Genomic DNA, 309 nt, shown 5'->3' on the forward strand with positions numbered 1-309 from the left:
TCTGCCTGCCGGAAAGCGGCTGAGCATTCATGTCAAATTGCTGATGCAGGATGCACGATTCGGTAGCTTTGAATGCGTCATTCAGGCAGACAACAAGACGCTGGCAACCGGTCGCGTCAACACCTTCCAGCCGACAACAGAAGAAATTAACACGCTATTTCAACAAGGAGCGTCCACATGAGTCGTTCAGTTTTAGTTACGGGTGCCAGCAAAGGTATCGGTCGCGCCATCGCCAGACAACTGGCGGCAGACGGCTTTGTGGTCGGCGTGCACTATCATCGCGATGCACAAGGTGCACAAGACACGCTG

General features: G+C 53.7%; 1 protein-coding gene and 1 pseudogene. Both read left to right on the forward strand.

All coding sequences use genetic code 11. The features are described from left to right. A pseudogene (locus FDX22_RS29885) lies at window positions 1–181 on the forward strand (3-hydroxy-fatty acyl-ACP dehydratase); the annotation flags it as partial. After that, a partial coding sequence (locus tag FDX22_RS29890; protein WP_146718213.1) for an SDR family NAD(P)-dependent oxidoreductase occupies window positions 178–309 on the forward strand: 132 nt, incomplete at its 3' end. The pseudogene FDX22_RS29885 and the gene FDX22_RS29890, both read left to right, overlap by 4 nt.

Origin of the sequence: Citrobacter sp. TBCS-14 (assembly GCF_005280805.1) — a bacterium.
GTDB classification, from domain to species: Bacteria; Pseudomonadota; Gammaproteobacteria; order Enterobacterales; family Enterobacteriaceae; genus Citrobacter; species Citrobacter gillenii.